This window comes from Mycobacterium sp. ITM-2016-00317, from assembly GCF_002968295.1.
Lineage (GTDB): Bacteria > Actinomycetota > Actinomycetes > Mycobacteriales > Mycobacteriaceae > Mycobacterium.
Genome location: NZ_CP134399.1, coordinates 5,506,877 through 5,522,385 on the forward strand (window position 1 = coordinate 5,506,877; position 15,509 = coordinate 5,522,385).

Genomic DNA, 15,509 nt, shown 5'->3' on the forward strand with positions numbered 1-15,509 from the left:
TGGCGACAATGGTGTCGATGAATCTGCCCGTCATGCCTCCGGTGTCGCCGATGCTGTCGAAATCGGTGCCGTCGATTCCGGCCGGCGCCTCCTACGAGCCCAAGTGGGACGGGTTCCGCTCCATCGTGTTCCGCGACGGCGACGAGGTGGAGCTCGGCAGTCGCAACGAGCGGCCGATGACCCGGTACTTCCCCGAACTCGTCGACGCGGCGCTGACGGAGCTGCCGGACAAATGTGTGGTCGACGGTGAGATCGTGATCGCCCGCGCCGGCGGGCTGGACTTCGAGGCACTTCAGCTGCGGCTGCACCCCGCGGCATCGCGGGTGAAGATGCTGGCCGAGAAGACGCCCGCGGCATTCGTCGCGTTCGACCTGCTGGCCCTCGGCGACACCGACTTCATGACGCGTCCGTTCGTCGAGCGGCGGGCCGCGCTCGTCGCCGCGCTCGCCGATGCGGGCCCGACGTTCCACGTCACGCCGGCCACCCGGGACGTCGAGACCGCGACACGGTGGTTCGACGAGTTCGAGGGAGCGGGGCTCGACGGCGTGATCGCCAAGCCGCTCGACGGCCTGTACCTGCCGGACAAGCGCGCCATGTTCAAGGTCAAGCACCAGCGCACCGCGGACTGCGTGGTCGCCGGGTACCGGCTGCACAAGTCCGGCCCCGACGCGGTCGGCTCGCTGCTGCTGGGCCTGTACGACGACGCCGGTTCGCTGGCGTCGGTCGGGGTGATCGGTGCGTTCCCGATGGCGCGGCGGCGCGAGTTGTTCACCGAACTGCAGCCGCTGGTGACCACGTTCGACCGGCATCCGTGGAACTGGGCCGCGCACGTCGACCCGGACGTGGTGCGCCGCCACGGCGGCGGCTCCCGCTGGAACGCGGGCAAGGACCTGTCGTTCGTGCCGCTGCGGCCCGAACGGGTCGTAGAGGTGCGCTACGACCACATGGAAGGTCAAAGGTTCCGGCACACAGCGCAATTCAACCGCTGGCGGCCTGACCGCGATCCGCGGACATGCACGTTCGACCAGCTGGAGCAGCCGGTGACGTTCAGCCTCGACGACATCGTTCCCGGCCTCATCCAGCAAGGCGGAAGCTAGCGGGCACGACGGTACTCCGCATTCCCTACCGCGGCGCCGCTCGAATCCATGGCGGTGATCGGACTCGGCATCGGGGGAGTTAGCTGCAACAGCCGTATGAGCGGCGGCGAGAGAAGTGCCCGATTTCTCGTGATCAGCGAATACGATTCCAAATATTCTGTGCGCCTTGCATTCCTTGGGCTTACGTGGTCTATTCTCTTCTAGAACATGTTCTAGAAATTGACGCGGGTGTCTAACGCGGCAAACGCAGGGGAATTAGCCGGGATACCAGATGCTACGGAAATGGCGCTCGCCCGTAGCCGTGATGCCCGAAGTGGACTATCGGCTCGCCCTCCTTCCTCTGCCATACCGCTGCACTCGATGGCGAAAGGGCGTTGATGACCGCAGCAACGGAGTCGACCAGTCTGGGCCGAGCCGGGGACGCGTTCCCGCCCTACCCGTACAGCTGGTATGCAGTGGCTTTCGCCCGTGAAGTCGCCCCCGGCACTGTCCTGACGAGACGCTTCCTCGACGGCGAGATCATCGTCTTCCGGACGACCTCGGGCACCCTGTCTGCCGCCGAACCCTACTGCCCCCACCTCGGCGCGCACATCGGGAAACGCGGTTGGGTCGACGGCGAGGCGGTCGTCTGCCCGTTCCACGAGTTCAAGTACGCAGCCTCGGGGCAGTGTGTCTCGACTCCCACCGGGGAACCGCCGCGCGGTGCGGCACTCAAGACGCTGCCCGTCCGTAATCACCTGGGCATGATCATGGTCTACCACGGCCCGCCCGGACAGGAGCCGGCGTTCGAACTCGACCTACCCGAATCCGATCCCGACTGGCATCCCATCGCCACGAAGAAACTGCACTTCAAGACCCACCCGCAGGAAGTCAACGAAAACGGGCTCGACCACGCGCATTTCGCGACAATCCACAAGTTCCGCAACTTCGTCGTACCCAAGCCCATGCAGATCGAAGGTCCGCGAATCTACACCGAGTACGGTGGCACCAAACCCGTTCCGGTGATCGGTGGCGTCAGCTTCCACTTCAATTCCGTGCTCATCGGTCTGGGCTTCTCACTCGTGGAGATCGCCATTCAGGGCGGCCTGAAGGTCCGTCAGATGGTGCTGCCGACACCGGTCGCCGAACGTCACGTCGACATCTACATCGGAATCAGCGCCAAGAAACGGGCACGAAGCAAGGTGTTGCGCGCGCTGCTGGCACCGATCGAACGGCTCCTGGGCTGGATCGTGCTGCAGGTTGTGTCGTCGGAGGTGCAGCGCGACCAACTGATCTGGGACGACAAGGTGTACCTCGAGCATCCCAAGCTCACACCGGGGGACGGTCCGATCGGCAAGTACCGGCACTGGGTGCGACAGTTCTACAGCGCATCGTGACGAGCACTGCCGCCACCCCGCCGGACAGTCGCGCTGAGCGTGTCAGCGGCATGGATGCCTGGCAGTTGTACCAGGAGACCAGCCTGCAGGTCGGCAATGGGATGTCGCTCATCCTCGTCGACCGCAGTTCCGTTATCGGTGATCTCCGTGAGTACGTGGTGTCCGCGCTGAACAACCGGATGCATCTGATGCCGGCGTACCGCAAAGTGCTCTACGACCCCTGGTTCAACCCGGACCGGCCGATGCTTGTCGCCCGACCCGAGATCGACGTGTCCGCACACGTGACGGCCCTTCCGATGCCCGCTCCCGGAGGCGCGGTCGGCGCAGCCAAGGCGCTGGCGCAAGTGCGTGCCATGCATCTGAATCGGCGGGAGCCGTTGTGGCACATGTACGTCCTCGATGACGAGGACACCGAGCGGTCCTACCTGATTTCGGTCGTCCACCACCTTCTCGTCGACGGCGACTCGACGATGGAGGTCGTCGGCTGCCTGATGACACCAGGGGATCTGAGCGCCCGGCCGCCCAAGCTGATCCCGGCATCCTCGACGTTTCCGGCCCGGCCATCGGCGGTCGTGCGAGATGCTCTCGCGCGTAAGGGAAACCGACTGCGTCGGCTGCCACGGTTGGTGGCGACCTCAGCGCGGATCGCGCGCAGCAAGTGGGCGGCCCGCCACCTGGACGTCAAGGCGCCCAGGACAGCCCTGAATTGCTCGCTGTCGGGCTCCTCGACCGCGGCGGTGGCCGTTCTGCCGATGGTCGATCTGCAGACGGTGGCCGAAAAGTACTCGGTCACCATCAATCACGTTCTGCTCAGCTGTGTGGGCGCGGCATTGAACGAAGTTCTGCGCCGACGGGGGGCGCGTCCCGCCGAGCCGTTGGTCGCGGCCGTACCGTATGCGATGCGCGCTGCTGACACCTCCGACTATGTCACCGACGGTGTCGGGACCACCACCGTGCTGCGAGTCAATCTCCACACCACCGTCGACGACCCGGTGCGGCGCCTGCTCGCGGTCGCCGAACATGCCCGCGCCGTGAAAGCGGTGCAGGAACAGCGCGGTGTCAACCTGTTCCGGCAGTGGAACGAGTACGCCCCGGGCCGGGCGGTTAATCTGATGTTTCGAACTATCGAGCGTTTCGGCCTGGCCGAGCGTATTTCGTGGCCGTGCAACGTGATCGTCTCGAATGCCAGCGGGATCGCCGTCGAAGATCCGGTGTTTCTCGACCTACCCGCGTTACGTTTCCACCCGGCCGGCCCGCTCTATCACGGCATGGGGCCCAGTGTCATCGCGATGTCGTGGGACAGCAACCTGTGCCTTTCGGTGACGGCGGACACCCGCCACGTTGCCGACGCCGCCGTCATCACCGACGGGATCGCCGCCGAGTTCGCGGCCCTACTGGGCTCGGCGCGTTAGGGGGCAGGTGTTCACTCTGCGGTTCGACATGCGCGCGCCCGCCGGTGGCACGCCGCCATCGATCCTGTATCCGGCCGCGCTGGAGATGGCCGAATGGACCGAGACCCGCGGGTTGATCCTGCTGGTCGTCTCCGAGCATCACGCCGCCGAGGACGGATTCCTGCCAAGCCCGCTGCCGATGGCCGCAGCACTGGCGGCCCGCACCAAGTCGGCACCGATCGCGGTGAGCGCCCTGATCCTGCCGCTGTACAACCCGGTCCGGTTGGCCGAGGACATCGGTGTGCTCGACCACCTCAGCGGTGGGCGCATCTCCTACACCCTGGGAATCGGGTATCGGCCGGAGGAGTTCGAATCTCTGGGGGTGGACTACCACCGCCGTGGTGAGCTGGCCGACAGCCACTTGGACATTCTGCTGAAAGCCCTAGGCGGCGAGCGGTTCAATGACGACGGACGCAGTGTCCTGGCTCAGCCCGCGCCCGAGGGTAAGGTGCGCATCTCCTACGGTGGGGGGACGCCACAGGCCGCGCGACGCGCGGCCCGGTTCGGGTTGGGGTTCAACGCGCAGAACAATCTGCCCGAGGTGGTGCAGGCCTACTACGACGAGTGCACCCGGCACGGCCACGCGCCCGGGAGGGTGCAGCAGCCACGGCCGGGATTCCCGACCACTGTGTTCGTCGCGGATGACGTAGATCGCGCCTGGCAGGAGATCGGGCCTTACCTGTTGCATGACGCGGTCAGCTACGCGCACGGCCATCACGACCCCCACATCGTCAGTCTGTCCAAGGCGAACACCATCGATGCGCTGCGCGCCGAGAACGGCAGCCACCGCATCTACACCGTCGAGCAGGCGGTCGAAGCCATCGCCCGGGACGGTGTCCTGTCATTGCATCCGCTGTGCGGCGGACTGCCGCCTGACATCGCGTGGACATACCTGCGGCGCGTGGTCGACGAGGTGCTGCCGCAGGTGCCCCGCTAAAACGTCACGCCGGTGAGAGATTCGGCGGCTTCCCACAGCCGCGCGGCGGTGAGCGGATCACGGGCTGATGCGGCGGAGTCGACCTTGACAGGCGGCCCGATGGTCTGGAATCGGCCACCGGGGCCGTAGAAGTCACCGGCCACGGCTGCCGGGTCGGCCGCGGCACGCAGGATGGGCAGCGCTCCGGCGTCGGCGTCTTGAACGAACCACGATGTGGAGAAACGCAGCAGCGGGTGATAGGCCAACTTCTGCCAGCCCTGGTCGCGCAGCAGGGCGGTGCGGGCGCTGCCGGGATGAGCGGCGAGACAACATGCACCGTGTCTACGGTTCAGCTCGTACATGAAAAGTACTTGTGCGAGTTTCGAATTGGCGTATGCCCGCGCACCGCGGTACTTCCTGTCGCTGTTCAGATCGTCGAAATCGATGATGCCGCGACGGTGCGTAACGCTGCTCACCATGACCACGCGTTGTGTTCTGTCATTCAAGAGCCCGGTCAGAGCGAAGTGGCCCAGAAAGTTCACACCGAAATGAGTCTCGAAGCCGTCGCTGGTCTCGGCACGCGTTCGCTGCCTGATGCCGGCGTTGTTGATCAGCAGGTCAATTCGGCTGTGCCGCTGGCGCAGAGTGTCGGCGCAGCGTCGCACCGAGCTCAGGTCGGCGAGATCCAGTGGGGCGAACTCGGTCACTGCGCGGGGATGGCGTTGCGTGATGGCTGCCCGGGCTGTGGTCGCCGCGTCACGGCTGCGGCAGGCCAGCACGACGGTGGCGCCGAGCGTGGCCAGCCCCTGAGCGACCTCCAGGCCGATGCCACTGTTGGCGCCGGTGATCACGGCGACGCGCCCATCCTGGCGGCTGGCGTCGGTCAGGGTCCACGGCGTGCTGGTCACTGTCGCTGAGGATAGCTGGGCGCCCGTCCGGTGGGGGATGTTGGGCTGAGCTTCCGCACATCCACAGGGCGGTCAATGGTCAGCCCCGAACCACGTCCGTAACGCGTTCGACCTACTCGCGCTCGGCGACACCGCGAGACCGCGATCGTGATGCCCGACGACGGATCCCCGGCACGGTGGATCGACAGCATCGCCGCCGCGGTCAAGCAGCTCGCCGAGCTCGGCTGACGTTTCCCCCGCGATGGTGACCCTTGACCTGAACGGAGGTTGAGGTTGCACGGTGGAGCGCATGAAACACGTACTCAGCGATCTGTGGGAAACCGCAACCTTCTCACCGTTTCCCGGCCTGACCACGCACGCCTACCTGTGGCAGCCGGCCAACATCCTGTTCTACTCCCCGGGCACCGACGCCGAGTTCGACGAGCTCGCCTCGCTCGGCGGAGTCAACGACCAGTACCTGTCGCACCGCGACGAGGCCGGTCCGATGCTCGCCCGTATCGCCGACCGTTTCGGCTCCACCCTGCACGCCGCGGCGGCCGACCTGTCCGACATCACCGGTCACGCCCACGTCGACGTCCCGTCGAAGGGCCGCTACGTCGATCACAACGGTGTCGAGATCATCCCGACCCCCGGCCACTCCCCCGGCAGCGTCTGCTACCTGGTGACCGGCGCCGACGGTCGGTACCTGTTCACCGGCGACACCCTGTTCCGCAGCCCCGAAGGCCGGTGGTGGCCGGCTACATCGAGGGTTTCCACCAGCCCCACGATGCCGACACCATCGCCGCGAGCCTGCGCGTACTGGCCGACGTCTCCCCGGACTTCGTGATCTCCAGTGCTTTCCAGGGCGATTCGGCGGTGCACGAGGTCGATCACGACCGGTGGCGCGGACACATCGCCGACGCGATCGCCGGGCTGCCTAGCGCTGCGCGTACATAGCCACCAGGCCGCGCGCCACCGCGAACCGCGGCCCGTGCGCGCCGTCGATGTCCGCGCGCCCGACCACCACCCGGGCGCCGCGCAGCGCCTCGGCGACCGTGCGCAGCAACTCGTCGTCGAGCGCGCCACCGCCGGCCAGCACCAGCGCGACGGGCGGCGCCTCGAACGCGGTGAGGCAGCGGGCGATGTTCGCCGCGACCGTCTCCTGTTTGATCGCCAGCCGCAGGCTGCGCCACTCCTCGGCAGCCAGCCTGTCCGAGAACGGCACCAGTCCGGCACCGCCGCGGGTGCACAGCCGTCCGATGGCATCCGAGGAGGCCGGCGTGTCCAGGAATACCCGTCGCCCGTCCTCCTCGTGCGCGACGTGCGGGCCCTCGACCCGTACCGCGGGGGTACGTTTGACGGTCTCGGCCAGCCCCCGCGGGATCCCCAGCACCCGGGCCACCGCGACGGTGATCGACTCCCCGGCCCCGGCAGCGACGGCCGTCCGGTCGTCACCGATGAGATCGACTGTGCCACCGCCGATATCGCACACCACAGCGCCGGCCGGGATACCCGGGGTGGTGCGCGCGCCCCACGCCGCCGCCTCCGGCTCCGAACCCAGCGTGTACGTGGGCCGCCCGGTCAGCTCCCCGAGGGTGGCGGCCGCGTCGGCGGCCTCCTCCGCGGCCAGCAGTGCGACGACCGTGCCCTGCGCGTCGGCGACACCGCGCCGCAGCCAGGCGCCGTTGTCGATCGTCGTCAGATCGGTGAAGAACGCATCATGCACGGGAAGGCCGTCGGCCGCGGCCGGACCGTACGCAGCCGCACCGCCCTGACACAGCCCGGCGCCGACCGCCGCAGCACCCCGTGCGCCTGCCCGGGGGTGTATCGCGCGAGCGCGCCGTCGATCACGATGTCGACGTAGTCGTCGTCCGGATCGGGGGCGGCCTGGGTCTCCGTACGCGCGGTCACCGCGATGGCCGCCGAATCGGCCAGCTCACGGCAGAATTCGGCGACCTCGTGCAGCCGGTCGGCGGGCAGCCGCAGCGCCGCCGACAGCGCGATCGGATCGGCGAGGGCGCGGTAGGCGCGTCCTTCCTCGACCACCTCGACCGCGACCAGCACACCCGGGGCCAGCCCGGCGACGTCGGCCTCGTCGACGACGGGCACGTCCACCGGGATCCGGTTGCGGATCAGCACCGCGTCGTCCTGGGCGACCACCACGCCGACCACCTGCCAGCCGCGAGCGACGGCCGCGCTGATCTCACCGGCGGCCACCTCGAAGTCCGTGGTGTCGTCGACCGAGACCACCACCGGCCCCCGAATCGGTTCCTCACCCAGTCCGGTCAATGGGACATGTTGGCCGACAGCATGTCCGGCACCGGCCGGGGTGGACGCATCCGGCCTGCGCAGACTCCGCACGGGCGCCGACGCCGAGTAGGCGGGCGGGATCGGCGCGGTCGCGGTGTCGACCGGCCGCAACGCCGCCAGCAGCAGTTCGTCGGCGCGCAGGCCCGCCTCGACCTCGATCTTGTGCAACAGCGCCGCGGCGCCGCGCAGTGATTCCACGCCGCCCTTGCGCCCCCGGGTCGGCGCCTGCCCGTGCGCCACGGTGGTGACGGCGCCGTCCACCACCCGCGCGAGCATGATCTCGGTGGTGTGGTTGCCGACGTCGATTCCCGCGACCACCGGACCTGGTGTGGTCAACGCAGCAGGCCGCGACGGACGTAGGCTGCGGCGGCCTGTTCGACCAGTGCGGCGCAGCGCGGGGCGCCGCGGGCGAGCAACGTGGTTTGCAGCTCGGCCAGTTCGGTGGCCGTCGACCGGTACGGGCGCAGCGCCTCGTAGAGCGCCATCACCTGTTCGTCGTCGAAAGTCGCCAATTCGGCTGCACGCAGCAGGTTCTCGGCCAGTTGCGGGTTGCCGCCGACGGCGGCCACCTCGGCTTGATGCGTCAGGACCGCCGGATCCATCCGCAGATCGCCCAGGCCGAGCTTGCCGTCCACCGCGTTGCCGACGGTGATATCGCTCATGGCTTCTCCACCTTCACCGTGACCGGGGGCAGCCCGGGTTCGAACGCGTCGCGCTCCAGCGCGACGAGCGCCACCGCCCTGGCGTGGTAACGCGCGGAGATCGATTCGTCGGTGCCGCCGGTGAAAATCGGCACCGGTGCCATCCCCTTGGCGTGGCGGGCGGCGTTCTTGCCGAGTTCGCGGTACATCTTCGCGGTCAGCAACGGTGCCACGCTGAACAACTCCAGGTTCGCCAGCGGCGCCAGGTCTCGGCGGTGGATCAGCGCGGTGCCCTTGCCCTGCAACCCGATTCCGATACCGGAGCCCGACAGTCGGGCAGCGGTCAGTCCGATCAGGCCGACGTCGATCGTCGAGCGCACCCGCACCGTGCGCGCGATGCAGCCCTCCTCCTCCAGACCCGCCGAGATCTGCCTGAGCACCTCTCCGATCGGCAGCCCGCACAGGGAGAGCCACACGCTGCGGCCCCAGGCCGGCGAGAGCCCGATGCACACCTCACGCGGGTCGCTGCCCTGCCCGGCAGGCTCCACCTCGGTCACCAGCACGTGCCCCCGGTGCTGCTCCTGGTCGGCGGTCAGTTCGGCGCTGCTGCGCGCCTGCCGGATCGCGTCGATCTCGGCACGGCGCTGGTCGGTGAGTGCGTACCCCGTTGCCGGGCCGCGATAGTCGTTGGGGTCGGTGAGCTTGGACAACACCCGGAACTGCTCGTCGAAGATCGCCGAGGTCTGCAACTGGTCGCCGCGCAGCCGTTCGCGGGTCAGTGTCGCGATCGACTCGGCTTCGTCGGTGAACCCGGTGCGGTGCAGTGACGCAATCACGTCGAACACCGTCAGCTGCCTGGCCTCGATCGACGCCGCGGCCTCGGCCACCATCTTCGGGTGGCCGGCAGGCAGGTCGCGAGACCCGTTGGCCGCCACCACTTCCTCGACCCGGGCGTCGTCGTAGTCGGCCAGACCGAGGTCGCGGTAGACCGCCTGGACGGCCTTGGCCGCGCGTCGGCGCACCGCGGCCAGGTGCTCCGGGGACACGGTGCGCAGCCCGCCGTCGGCGCCCCAGTCGCGCTGCAGCACCAGGAAGTCGTCCATGTCGTCGGCGTTGAAGTTCGACAGCGCGAACGCGTTGTCGTAGCGCGGGATGGACCCGAAGCCGGAGAAGATGAAGTCCGCCCCGGCCAGCAGTACCGGCAGCGTGTGGGCGCTGCGCCGGATGTCGGATTCCGAGATCAGGTTGTCGTTGCCTGCGCACGACTCCAGGTCGCGCATCATCACCATCAGGTTCTCGGCGAGCAGTTCCTTCATACCCTCGGGCACCGAGGCCACCACCCCGACCCCGTCGATGCCGCCGTTCTGCACACCCTGCGAGCCCAGCGCGCGCGCCAGCGACACGCAGCGCGACTCCAGGTACAGGATCGAGCACTTCTCGGCGGCGCCCATCAGCACCTCGGCACCGCCACCGCTGGTGACCCGCATCTTCAGGCCGCGCGACGCGTACGCCGACGTCAGAATCGCCTTGCTGAACGGGGTGTCGTCGCCGTCGATGAACACCTGCTCGGTGCCGTAGATCGAGATCGTCTCGGCGTAACTGGTCAAGCCGCGCAGACCGAGCCGCAGCTCCAGAGCCTCCTCGATCGAGCACTGCGCCATCGCCCCGGGCGTGCCGACCTGGCTGCCGATCAACAACGCGACCGCATTCGACGGCGCATCCCCGAGTACCGGAACCGTCGTCTCCACCTCACGGAAGCCGTACGCGACGGCGCTGGCCGCGTCGGCGGCGATCAACAGCGGATCGTCGAGTTGGTTGGTGACGTGGGCCTGGTTGCTCGGTGTCCGGCGGGCCCGCATCTTGGCCATCGCCATCTGCATCTCCACCGGCGACAGCAGCGCGACGACCCGCGCCAGCTTGGCGGGGGTGGTGCCGCCGATCAGCCGCACCACCTCCGCCCGCGGCACGTTGATGTCGACCACCATCCGCGCCAGCGTCTGGTCATCGAGGGCCATCGCCTCTTCGGCGACCTCGAGGTCGATGCCGTAGCGGGCGATGAACTCGTCGATGACGTCGAACTCGACGACGCCTTTGGCGTCGAGTTCGACTACCACACCGTCACGAACGACCAGCGACGGTGCGGGGTCATGCGGGCTGCTCATCGCGATCAGCCCGAGTGCGGCGTCCGGGACGCTGAACCCGTCGAGGTTGACAGGTTTCGAGTCCAGGACCCGGAACCTGCCCAACTCGTCAGCCACTGAAGAACCCTTCTATTCGCGGATCTCGCTGTCGTCGTACACGATCCGGCCGATCAGCTCGTAGCGCCGCGTGTCCTTGAACTTGAAGTACAAGGCCATCGCCGCGCCGAAGGCGAACACGCCGACCACGATCCATGGTGTCAGCTTGAACAGCAACGTGCCCGACGCCGCGCCCGCGGCGGATTCCTTGTGCTCCCACAACAGGTACACCACGTAGAGCATGCCGAGGCCGCCGGTCAGCGGCGCCAGGAACGTCTTGAACCAGTGCGCGCTGGAGGGATGGTTCTTGTGGAAGTGGAAGTAGGCGATCACGGAGAAGGCGCACAGCGACTGCACGATCAGGATCGCCATGGTGCCCAGGATGGCCAGCAGTGTGTACATGTGGATGTAGGGATCCATGCCCGCGAAGAAGAAGGCCAGCACCAGCACCAACGCGATGCCGCTCTGCACGAAGGAGGCGATGTAGGGCGACCCGTGCGTCTTGTGCGTGGCGCCCAGCGTCTTCTGCAGACCACTGGAGAGGCCTTCGCGACCCAGCGCGTACAGGTAGCGCGACGCACAGTTGTGGAACGCCATACCGCACGCGAACGAACCCGTCACCAGCAGGATGTTGAACAGGGTGATCGCCCACTCGCCGTAGGTGTCGCGCACCGGGGCGAAGAAGATCTCCGAGGAGGTGTCCGCACTCTGCGCCAGCTCGACCGCCTGCTGGGTACCGGTGCCCGCGATGGCCATCCACGACACGAAGACGTAGAAGACACCCACGCCGAGGACCGCGATCATGGTGGCACGCGGGATGATTCGCTTGGGGTCTTTGGACTCCTCGCCGTACATCGCGGTCGATTCGAACCCGACCCACGACCAGAACGCGAAGAACAGACCTAGGCCGGCGCTGGCACCGGCGATCGCGGCGGGCTGGAAGGCGCCGACGGGGTTGAGGATCTCGCCGACCGCGAAGCCGTCGGGTCCACCGCCCTTGACAGCGACCGCGACGGCGCCGAGGGCCAGCATGAAGATCTCGGTGATCAGGAAGACGCCGAGGACCTTGGCGGTCAGGTTCACGTCGAAGTAGGTCAGCACGCAGTTCAGTACCAGCATCAGCAGCGCCGGGATCAGCCAGTGGATGGTGACACCGAGCTGGGATGCGAAAAAGTTCTGGAAGAAGAACGCGAAGATGCCGATCAGCGACGCCTCGAACACGATGTAGGCGAGCGTGATGATCAGGCCGCTGGCCATGCCCATGACCCGGCCCAGGCCGTGTGAGATGAAGCCGTAGAACGCGCCGGTGGCGGTGATGTGTTTGGCCATCGTCGCGTAACCGATCGCGAACAGGCCCAGCACGATGGTGGCGACCAGGTAGCCGGCCGGCGCGTGTGAACCATTTCCGAACCCGACCGCGATCGGCACGTTGCCGACCATCGCGGTGATCGGCGCGGCGGTGGCCACCGCCATGAAGATGACGCCGAACGTTCCGACGGCGTTGCGTTTGAGCCGTTGGACCGAGTCCGGGGCGGATGTTTCACGGGGAACGACGTCTTCTGTCATGTGCAGAGACCTTCCAGGGCGAAGGAGGAGATAGTGGTTCAGCGCAACTGGTCATCCGCACTGTGGTCTAGACCACAGTGCGGAACTCAGACATATTGGCACTACCAATTAAGCTGTGCAACCCCTGTGAATGGCGGGATTGACAGAAATGGTCCTACCCTTTAGCTTTTTGGTCACACCCCGGCCGACCGCACGACAGGGAGTCCCGTGTACGACTACGGCACGTTCTCGTTCGATTCCAAAGCCCAGGTGCTGGAACGTGCCAAAGAGTTCTGGAACCCGGACAAAACCCAGTTCTGGACCGACTCAGGCGTCGACCTGGTGATCGACCGACGCGAAGCGTACTTCCTGTGGGACATGAGCGGACGCCGGCTCATCGACATGCACCTCAACGGCGGCACCTACAACCTCGGGCACCGCAATCCCGAAGTGATGCAGGCGATCACCGACGGCATGCAGCACTTCGACGTCGGCAACCACCACTTCCCGTCGGTCGCCCGGACAGCGCTGGCACAGAGACTCATCGAGTCCGCGCCCGCGTCACTGAGCAAGGTGGCGTTCGGGTCCGGCGGCGGTGAGGCCATCGACATCGCGCTCAAGAGCGCCCGGCACGCCACCCAGCGCCGCAAGATCGTCTCGATCGTGAAGGCCTACCACGGGCACACCGGCCTCGCCGTCGCCACCGGCGACGACCGGTTCGCCAAACTGTTCCTCTCCGACCGGCCCGACGAGTTCGTCCAGGTCCCGTTCGGCGACACCGACGCGATGGAACAGGCGCTGCGCGGCCGCGACGTCGCCGCGGTGATCATGGAGACCATCCCCGCCACCTACGGATTCCCCCTTCCCCCAATCGGATACCTGGAAGCCGTCAAGCAGTTGTGTGAGCGCTACGACGCGCTCTACATCGCCGACGAGGTGCAGACCGGGCTGATGCGCACCGGCGAGATGTGGGGCATCACCAAGCACGGCATCGACCCGGACATCATGGTCACCGGCAAGGGACTCTCCGGCGGCATGTACCCGATCACCGCCGCACTGCTCAGCGACCGCGCCGCGCAATGGCTCGAACAGGACGGTTTCGGCCACATCTCCACCTTCGGCGGCGCCGAACTGGGATGCGTGGCCGCCCTCAAGACCCTGGAGATCACCAGCCGCCCCGAGGTGCGCTCCTCGGTGCACTACATCGCCGACATCTTCGCCGAGGGCCTGGCCCGGATCCAGGCCGACAACCCGGGCTGGTTCGTCGGCATCCGGCAGAACGGGGTGGTCATCGGTCTGGAGTTCGACCACCCCGAGGGGGCGAAGTTCGTGATGCGCGAGCTCTACCAGAACGGGGTGTGGGCGATCTTCTCGACCCTGGATCCCCGTGTCCTGCAATTCAAACCGGGCCTGCTGCTCAACCGTGACCTCTGCGAGGACGTACTCGACCGTGTCGAGGTCGCGGTCGGGCGGGCGAAGCTGGCCGCGACCGGACGGAGGAAGCCGTGACCCCGGTAGCCCGCGCAGGTCAAGTACTCGAGCGGGCGCGCTTCGCCGCGGCCGCCTACGCCGACTACGACCACGCCTCGGCGAGCCGGATCGTCGACGCCGTCGCCGATGCCGGCCATCGCAACGCCGAACGCTTCGCCGCGGCCGCCGTCGCGGAGACGCAGATGGGCGTCGTCGAGGACAAGGTGACCAAGAACCGCGCCTGCTCACGCGGCATCGTCGAGTTCTACCGCGACCAGGACTACGTGACCCCGCGGGTCGACAACGCCCGCAAGATCGTCGAGATCCCGCGTCCCGCGGGCGTGGTGCTGGCGCTGACCCCGACCACCAATCCCGTCGCAACGGTGTACTTCAAGGTGATCCTGGCGCTGATGACCCGCAACGCGGTGGTCGTCGCCCCGCATCCCCGGGCCAAGCAGTGCTCGGCGGACGCCGCACGACTGCTGGCCGAGGCGGCCGTCGCGGCCGGTGCCCCCGACGGCATCGTGCAGGTCGTCGACGAACCGTCGCTGCCACTGGTGGAAGCGCTGATGTCCGACGAGCGCACCGACGTCATCGTCGCCACGGGCGGCACCGGCGTTGTGCGCGCCGCCTACTCGTCGGGCAACCCGGCCCTGGGCGTCGGCCCCGGTAACGTCCCGGTGTTCGTCGACGCGACCGCCGACATCGACGCGGCCGCCCGGCGGATCGTCGCCAGCAAGGCCTTCGACAACTCGGTGCTGTGCACCAACGAGTCGGTCCTGATCGTCGAGGACGCGGTCGCGTCGCGACTCAGCACGGCGCTGACCCGCCACGGCGCCCACATCCTCGACACGGATGCCGCGATCCGGCTGCGCGAGTACATGTTCCCCGACGGCGCGCTGAACACCGAGGTGGTCGGCCGGGACGCCGCGTGGATCGCCGACCGCATCGGTCTGCGCGTCACCGCGAAGACCAAGGTGCTGATCGCGCCGTTCACCGATGTCATCGGTGAGGAGGTGCTGACCCACGAGAAGCTCTGCCCCGTGCTGGGCATGACGACCGTCGCCGACGCGCGCCGCGGCATCCGCGCCGCCCGTGCGGTGGTGCGGATCGCCGGGGCCGGACACTCCGCCGCCATCCACAGCGAAGATCCCACTGTCATCACCGAATTCGCCGCCCAGGTGCCGGTGCTGCGGGTCTCGGTGAACGTCGGCAACAGCACCGGAAGCTCCGGACTGGAGACCAACCTCGCCCCGTCCATGACGATCGGCACCGGATTCGTCGGGCGTAGCTCCATCGGGGAGAACCTGCAACCCGAGAACCTGCTGAACTGGGCCCGGATCGCCTACAACGCCGACTCCGCGGTGGCGATGCCGAACTTCGCCGGCCTGTCTCCGTGGCGGTCCCCGGCAGGCCCGGTGCCCGCGTATCCGCGCGCGTCCAACGACCCGTCCGCCGCCGCCCCCGCGGCGCCCGCCGGCCCGCACCGCGCCGCGCCGCCGATCCCGGTATCGAGGCGCTGCGCGCCGAGCTGCGCGCGCTGGTGGCCGAAGAACTCGCCCAACTGATCAAGAGGTGA

The 15,509-nt window shown here is 67.8% G+C and carries 9 protein-coding genes and 3 pseudogenes; 7 read left to right on the forward strand and 5 right to left on the reverse strand.

Going from position 1 to position 15,509, the window contains the following annotated elements:
- Positions 1-17: 17 nt before the first annotated feature.
- The 4 genes from C6A87_RS26380 (at position 18) to C6A87_RS26395 (ending at position 4,861) form a co-directional block, all read left to right on the forward strand.
- Positions 18-1,097, forward strand: coding sequence for an ATP-dependent DNA ligase (locus tag C6A87_RS26380; RefSeq protein WP_311114937.1), 1,080 nt, complete (start codon positions 18-20; stop codon positions 1,095-1,097).
- A 377-nt stretch (positions 1,098-1,474) separates the two neighbouring features.
- Complete coding sequence (locus tag C6A87_RS26385) at positions 1,475-2,473, forward strand: Rieske 2Fe-2S domain-containing protein (protein WP_311114938.1); 999 nt, start codon at positions 1,475-1,477, stop codon at positions 2,471-2,473.
- On the forward strand, positions 2,470-3,885 hold the full coding sequence (locus C6A87_RS26390) for a wax ester/triacylglycerol synthase domain-containing protein (protein ID WP_311114939.1): 1,416 nt from the start codon (positions 2,470-2,472) through the stop codon (positions 3,883-3,885). The genes C6A87_RS26385 and C6A87_RS26390 overlap by 4 nt, the downstream gene beginning before the upstream one ends.
- 7 nt (positions 3,886-3,892) lie before the next feature.
- Positions 3,893-4,861 (forward strand): LLM class flavin-dependent oxidoreductase, encoded by a 969-nt coding sequence (locus C6A87_RS26395; RefSeq protein ID WP_311114940.1) that lies wholly within the window; start codon positions 3,893-3,895, stop codon positions 4,859-4,861.
- Here the strand turns inward: C6A87_RS26395 and C6A87_RS26400 are convergent.
- On the reverse strand, positions 4,858-5,748 hold the full coding sequence (locus C6A87_RS26400; protein WP_311114941.1) for an oxidoreductase: 891 nt from the start codon (positions 5,746-5,748) through the stop codon (positions 4,858-4,860). The two genes, C6A87_RS26395 and C6A87_RS26400, sit on opposite strands and share 4 nt — an antisense overlap.
- Positions 5,749-6,037: 289 nt before the next feature.
- On the opposite strand from C6A87_RS26400, the pseudogene C6A87_RS26405 reads away from it, so the two are divergent.
- Positions 6,038-6,684, forward strand: a pseudogene (locus C6A87_RS26405) (MBL fold metallo-hydrolase).
- Here the strand turns inward: C6A87_RS26405 and C6A87_RS26410 are convergent.
- From C6A87_RS26410 to C6A87_RS26425, 4 genes and pseudogenes are all read right to left on the reverse strand, one after another.
- A pseudogene (locus tag C6A87_RS26410) lies at positions 6,665-8,313 on the reverse strand (diol dehydratase reactivase ATPase-like domain-containing protein). The pseudogenes C6A87_RS26405 and C6A87_RS26410 sit on opposite strands and share 20 nt — an antisense overlap.
- 56 nt (positions 8,314-8,369) lie before the next feature.
- A complete protein-coding gene (locus C6A87_RS26415; protein WP_311114942.1) occupies positions 8,370-8,699 on the reverse strand; it encodes a diol dehydratase small subunit in 330 nt (109 codons plus the stop codon).
- Complete coding sequence (locus tag C6A87_RS26420; protein ID WP_311114943.1) at positions 8,696-10,936, reverse strand: propanediol/glycerol family dehydratase large subunit; 2,241 nt, start codon at positions 10,934-10,936, stop codon at positions 8,696-8,698. The genes C6A87_RS26415 and C6A87_RS26420 overlap by 4 nt, the downstream gene beginning before the upstream one ends.
- A gap of 12 nt (positions 10,937-10,948) precedes the next feature.
- On the reverse strand, positions 10,949-12,481 hold the full coding sequence (locus tag C6A87_RS26425) for an APC family permease (protein ID WP_311114944.1): 1,533 nt from the start codon (positions 12,479-12,481) through the stop codon (positions 10,949-10,951).
- A gap of 207 nt (positions 12,482-12,688) precedes the next feature.
- Here C6A87_RS26425 and C6A87_RS26430 point away from each other — a divergent pair, with 207 nt between their 5' ends.
- Together C6A87_RS26430 and C6A87_RS26435 are read left to right on the forward strand one after the other, a co-directional pair.
- Positions 12,689-13,969 (forward strand): aminotransferase class III-fold pyridoxal phosphate-dependent enzyme, encoded by a 1,281-nt coding sequence (locus C6A87_RS26430; protein WP_311114945.1) that lies wholly within the window; start codon positions 12,689-12,691, stop codon positions 13,967-13,969.
- Positions 13,966-15,509, forward strand: a pseudogene (locus C6A87_RS26435) (aldehyde dehydrogenase family protein). The gene C6A87_RS26430 and the pseudogene C6A87_RS26435 overlap by 4 nt, the downstream one beginning before the upstream one ends.

What these genes read in the sequence shown, in the direction of transcription:
- C6A87_RS26380 (WP_311114937.1), top strand. Translation starts at nt 18, where the DNA reads ATGAATCTGCCCGTCATGCCTCCGGTGTCGCCGATGCTGTCGAAATCG.
- C6A87_RS26385 (WP_311114938.1), top strand. Translation starts at nt 1,475, where the DNA reads ATGACCGCAGCAACGGAGTCGACCAGTCTGGGCCGAGCCGGGGACGCG.
- C6A87_RS26415 (WP_311114942.1), bottom strand. Translation starts at nt 8,699, where the DNA reads ATGAGCGATATCACCGTCGGCAACGCGGTGGACGGCAAGCTCGGCCTG.
- C6A87_RS26425 (WP_311114944.1), bottom strand. Translation starts at nt 12,481, where the DNA reads ATGACAGAAGACGTCGTTCCCCGTGAAACATCCGCCCCGGACTCGGTC.